This window comes from Prosthecobacter sp. (genome assembly GCF_044373815.1).
Classification (GTDB): Bacteria; Verrucomicrobiota; Verrucomicrobiia; order Verrucomicrobiales; family Verrucomicrobiaceae; genus Prosthecobacter.
The window spans coordinates 1-5,364 of the sequence record NZ_JBIPNG010000455.1; the positions used below are offsets into that span (position 1 = coordinate 1).

Annotated in this window: 7 protein-coding genes; all 7 read right to left on the minus strand. The window is 58.6% G+C overall.

Annotated elements, in window-relative coordinates:
- Window positions 1-64: 64 nt before the first annotated feature.
- Window positions 65-859, minus strand: a complete 795-nt coding sequence (locus ACIREA_RS25835; protein WP_397385204.1) for a DUF1080 domain-containing protein — start codon at window positions 857-859, stop codon at window positions 65-67.
- Between the two features lie 146 nt (window positions 860-1,005).
- Window positions 1,006-1,716, minus strand: a complete 711-nt coding sequence (locus tag ACIREA_RS25840) for an SDR family oxidoreductase (protein WP_397385205.1) — start codon at window positions 1,714-1,716, stop codon at window positions 1,006-1,008.
- Window positions 1,713-2,423 (minus strand): TrkA C-terminal domain-containing protein, encoded by a 711-nt coding sequence (locus ACIREA_RS25845; protein ID WP_397385206.1) that lies wholly within the window; start codon window positions 2,421-2,423, stop codon window positions 1,713-1,715. Before ACIREA_RS25845 ends, ACIREA_RS25840 begins: the two co-directional genes overlap by 4 nt.
- Window positions 2,424-2,463: 40 nt before the next feature.
- A complete protein-coding gene (locus ACIREA_RS25850) occupies window positions 2,464-2,865 on the minus strand; it encodes a toxin-antitoxin system YwqK family antitoxin (RefSeq protein ID WP_397385207.1) in 402 nt (133 codons plus the stop codon).
- Window positions 2,866-2,912: 47 nt separating this feature from the next.
- Window positions 2,913-4,262, minus strand: coding sequence for a hypothetical protein (locus ACIREA_RS25855; protein WP_397385208.1), 1,350 nt, complete (start codon window positions 4,260-4,262; stop codon window positions 2,913-2,915).
- A gap of 20 nt (window positions 4,263-4,282) precedes the next feature.
- Window positions 4,283-4,723: an Rrf2 family transcriptional regulator gene (locus ACIREA_RS25860; RefSeq protein ID WP_397385209.1), complete on the minus strand. Its 441-nt coding sequence runs from the start codon at window positions 4,721-4,723 to the stop codon at window positions 4,283-4,285.
- 160 nt (window positions 4,724-4,883) lie between these two features.
- Entirely contained in the window at window positions 4,884-5,060 is a 177-nt protein-coding gene (locus ACIREA_RS25865; RefSeq protein ID WP_397385210.1) for a hypothetical protein, read from the minus strand.
- Window positions 5,061-5,364 lie beyond the last annotated feature (304 nt).

Consider the following 5,364-nt stretch of genomic DNA (forward strand, 5'->3'; position numbering starts at 1 on the left):
GGAGAGGAGGAGAAGGGAAACGAACAGCTTCATACGGTAATGGCGGTGGTGAGGGAGCTCAGTGCTACAGCTCCTTGATGAAGATGTGGCGGAACTCCACAGCGTCCTTGTGGTTTTGCAGGGTGATAGGCCCTTCAGCTGGTATGTCCTTCACGCGTGCGCCTTGGATGACATCCTTGCCATTGAGCGAAATATCCACGCGATCTCCACGCAGCGTGATGATGAAGCGGTTCCACTCGCCGGGTCCGTTGTCGGCGCGGACGGTGGGCATGGTTTTCATTCGCTCTTCCTTGGTGGCCTGCGTGTCTTTGAACTTCGTGCCCACTTCGCCACTGCCGCAGGGCTGGCACCAGATGTTGATCTGCGCCGCACGTGCGCCGCGCAGATACACGCCGCTGTCACCCCAGGTGAGGTTGTCTTTCATAATCACCTTGCCGGCGGCATCGGTATGGAACTGGCCGTCGTCCATGAGCCATTGGTGCGGTTTCACCACCGGTTTGCCAGTGAGTCGCCAGTCGAGCATCAGGGTGAAGTCTTTGTATTTTTTCGAGGTGGAGAGGTTGTAGTCCTTGCCGGCCACGCGCGGTGGTTCGTCGGTGCGCAGGCGGATGACGCCGTCCGCGATCTCCCACACGCCATCGAGATGCGGGTCATGCTGCCAGTTTGCCCATGTGCGGCCGTCGAAGAGTGCGATGAAATCTGCGGGTGGTAGATCTCCCCCAGAGCGCTGAACATCCTCGACGGTTGGCGGCATCTTACCATCTGATATGCGTGCGGCGATCATGCTGCCCAAGGCGCTGACGGCCGAGGTTTTGATGAAATCACGTCGGGAGGCCTGCGAATGGATCAGTTTGTTCATGTGATGGCTCCAGAGGTTCAATTCATGCTGAGAAAACGCATGGCGGGCAGAATTCATACGGGCGCCGGGGCGATGGTCATCGAGCAGCAGACATGTCATTCCCTCCCTTCCTGCGCACCGAGGCCGCAAAAGCGGGTATCAAATGATCATGCTGGTTTCACCGAGAAGTCGCTGTCGTCGAGCGAGCGCAGAACGAGCTCACGGGGGACGCAGAAATCGTCCATTTCAAGGCAGCTCACGATGCCGTTGGCGATGTGCTCGGGTTTGAGAAAAAGCTGCTTCGGTGCCTGGCGCTGCGAGGCATCGTCCCAAAAGGCGGTGTCCACGCCGCCGGGCAGGATGGCGGTGACGCGGATGCGATGGGCGGCGGCTTCTTCGGCGAGGCCCTGGGTGAAGCCGCGCACGCCCCACTTCGCGGCGCAGTAAACGGTCTCACTCGGAATACCACGCAGGCTGGCGGTGGAGATGACGTTGATGATGTGGCCGCGTTTGTGCGGGATCATGGCTTTCAAGGCGGCCTGCGAGCCGAGAATGGTGCCTTTGAGGTTCACCGCGAGCATGAGGTCGATCTCCTCTTCGGTGTAGTCAGGAATCCAGCGATGACGCGCGAGACCCGCGTTGTTCACCCAGACGTCTATGGGGCCGAGTCGTTCAGTAATTTGATTGACGGCTGACTGCACATCAGCGGCGCGTGAGACATCGCAGCGGATCGACAGGGCGTGCGGATGATCGAGCGCGATGTTTTCAAGATCGAGCAAAGCCACACGCGCACCGCGTGCGAGGAGGGCCTGAGCAGTGGCGAGACCGATGCCTTTGGCACCGCCAGTGACGGCGCAGACTTGGTTGGTGAGGTTCATAGTTCTTTGTTCTTGGTTCCTTGTTGTTCCAAGGGTTGTGTCATGGCCTGAATGGCGGATTCTTTGCCGTAGGCGGTGAGTGCATCGCCTGCCAGGATCATGTCGTCCCGGGCAGGAATGCCGGAGTGGGTGTGGCCATCGCGCTTGATGGCGAGGATTACGACGCCTCGATCCCAGGGGCGTGACTCGCGAAGAGTGCGGCCCGCGAGGTAGGTTCCCGGCGGCACCTCAATCTCGGAAACGACGTAGCCGTGCTGAATGCGCAGCAGCAGCTCGTAATCGAGCGCATGCACCATGCCGGTGCGTTCCAGGGTGCGCTGGATGATGTGGTCGAGAACCTTTTGAAACCAGGTGAGGCGGGAGATGAACAGCATCACGAGGAGCCCTCCAATGAGCCAGCCCAGCATCAGCATGGTGTCGCCACCGGAACTGCTTTGCAGGAGGGTGACGATGAGCGTGGCGAGCGCGGAGGTGAGACCCACATTCCCGGCGAGAATGAGATCGCGGATGATGCGACGGCGCACCGGGTGGTTCACGACGAGCTCCGTCTCCTTGGTGGTGAATCCGACGCCGAAAAAGGCGGAGTAGGCTTGAAAGCTCGCCGTGTCCCAGCTGATACCGGTCATCATCAGCGCCGTCGAACCCACCCGTACCACCAGCAGTGAGACGAGGGCAATGACGAACAGTGCGATGACAGGGGCGACCATGAAGGAAGACGACGAATGACTACATCAGAATGACGCTGGATCAGAGATGCTTCTCGCTGATGGATTTGTCGTGGTCGTAGATTTGCTCCTTTGTCTGATGGCCCTTCATGTCCCAGTAGCGGTTGAGGCCGTGGCGCTGACCGTGGTCAAAATTGGTTTCTGCGGACTGCTGGCCATTCTCGTACCACTCTTTCATGACGCCGTGCATCTTGCCGTCAATGTAAGGGTATTCACCGGCGGTCTTGCCGTTGGAGTGCTTTCTTCGCGCGAGTCCGGTGTAGGGCTTGCCCTTGTAGGTCGCTTCCTTGCCTTCATTCAGCATTTCGAAGTTTTTGTCGTCGAAATCGACTTCGGCCGGCTGTTTTTCGACTGGGGCGGACTGCTGTTTTTCGCAGGAGGCGAGGCAGAGAGCGCAGAGCAGGAGGGTGAGGAGCTGTTTCATGCGCGCAGGTTGAAGATGGAGCGCGGGTTTTCAACTCGCAGCTCTGCTCACTTTGAAGCCAGTGCCTTCTTCCACTCCGGCGGTGCTCCGGGCAGTGTCTCTGCGAGGATGCGGCGAATGTGGCCGCGTTCGGTGGTGGTGAGGTAGTCGAAGTGGCCGGAGGTGTCCTTGCCATCGAGAACATTCCAGAGGCGGGTAAGGACGGTTTGCTTCAGCGGGGCGGTGAGGTGCTGGAAGGTTAGGGAATAGACCATGTAGCTGCAGCGGTGCTTGAACAGGCGGTGCAGGAGCTGAAAATCCTTCAGGCTGCGGCCGTCGCTGCTCTGCGGGGAGCGTTTGGTGAAGGCTGTCTGGAAGGCGGGATCTCCCTCGATGCCGCCTTCGGGAAGTGCGGCTTCGTCTTTGAAGAGCAGGGCATCGACGACGTCCTCGGCGGCATGGTCAATGATTCGGCGCGCAGTGCCGGTGGGTTCGCTCATGACGGTTTCGCCCAGTTCGCGCTGGAGGCTGGTCTGCATGTGCATGGCACGCAGGGCGGCGTGGTTCGCCTTGGTGAGGATGTTTTGCACGCTGGTCTGATGCTCCAGTACCATGAGGGCGACGATGTCGCTTTGCTTGCGCTTGTAGGGCGTAACGTCGAAAAATTTGGCGAGGTTGGTGATGTTGGCCCCGGTTTTGAAGTCGATGTCGATGGACTGGTCGTTTTTCTCGGTGGCGGTGACGTTGCCACGATGCAGGACGCTGCCGTGCCTGCCGGTGACGTACCAGCCGCCCCAGCGGTCGGTGAATGGGGTTGTCGTATCGACGACTGTGCTGCCCTGGCTCATGATGGGATGGCCTTCAGGGCCGGGATACACGGAGCGCACAATGACGCCGGGCACCTCGGGGGTGAAGGGGCCGCCGTGGCAGCTCAGGCAGCTGTTGTCGCGCTGAAAGTGCAGTGGTTTGGCGGGTGCTTCATAAGGATCGAGCAGGTAAAAGATGGGGCCGAGCTTCGGATCAATGGTGGCAACCTCGATTGCACCACCGAGACAATAGCCGACGTAGGCGTTGTCACCGAAATAGACCACACGCGGTGTCTGCGGGCTGATGCGGTCGTTCTGCTTGCTGGTCTTGGAGAAGACCATGACCTGCGACTCCTGCGGGATGTTGAACTGCTTCATCACATCGCGCAAAACGGTCCAAGCATCGGTGCGGTCGATTTTCACTTTGCCAGCGGCCATCAGGCTTTCGAGCTGCTGAGCAGCGTCGTTGGGCGTGGTGTCGGAATAGCGAATGGGGGCGTTTTCATATTCATCCTCGGCGTGGATCGTGAGGATTGACGAAACCAAAATGGCCAGGCTCAACGGCAAGAACGATGAGCGCTGCGTCGGAGACTTGGAGGCAGGGGAGGTCATGGCGGCTGATTCGATGTTCGTCACTGCTGCGGCAGCAGCCTTGCTTTCATGTCTTTGCCTGCGGAACCGTTGACGAGGTCACGCAGCGTGTGGCGGTCAAGAGTTTCGTAAAAGGCGTTCACGGCCTGGGCAAGCGCTCCCTTGAGACGGCAGGATCCGTTGATTGCGCAGGTGTTGTGCTGCTTGTCGAAACACTCGACGATGAAAGGTGTGTCCTCCGTACGGCGAACGACCATGCCGATGCGGATGTCCTCCGGCGGCATGCCCAGAGCGATGCCGCCGCCTCTGCCACGGCGGGTTTCGAGGTAACCGAGCTTGGCAAGGAAGTTCACCACCTTCACCAGATGGTGCCGAGAGATGTCATAAGCTTCAGCTGCCTCGCTGAGGGAAAATGTTTCCCCCTTCAACGCGGCAAACATGAGCACGCGCAGGGAGTAATCTGAGAAAAGGCTGAGTCGCATGCCTTGATTTACGAGCAGACGGGGTTAAACTTGCATATGGCATGCATGTTTAAACAAGCTGCGACAAAAGAGGCGCAATGGCGGACAAAATTGGCCTGATGCGATCATAAAAAAGCCCGGAGATTGAGCCTCCGGGCTTTGAGATCCGATCTGAGAGAAATTACTTCTTCTTGGCGGGAGTGTGAGTTGCGCAGCAGGCGGCGGTGCTCTTCTTGGCGGCAGGAGTGCAGCAGGAGGAGCAGTTTTCTTTCTTCTTGGCGAAGACGCAATGGCCATTGGCGCAACTGCTCAGCAGGAGGCCGGAGGAAATGAGGGCAAGAGTGAGAAGTGATTTCATAGTGTGTGGTGTGTATGTCTTGTGACTGGCAAAGGCCGGATGACCTCTGAGCAGCAATAAGAGTGGGAATAAAACGAGTTATTTCATGCAATCTCAAGAATAATTGAAAATTCGCCAAGATCTGGGCTCAGCTCGCAAGCATGAAAAAGCCCGGAAGGGTCGCTTCCGGGCTTCAAAGGCGAATGAATCACCTCACTGGAATCAGCCTTCCTTGAGGGATTCCACTTTCTTGTGGGAGCTGACGGCGGTCACTTTCTTGCCGACGAGCTTGTCAGCGCCGGTGACGGCAGCGGTCAGGGTGAGA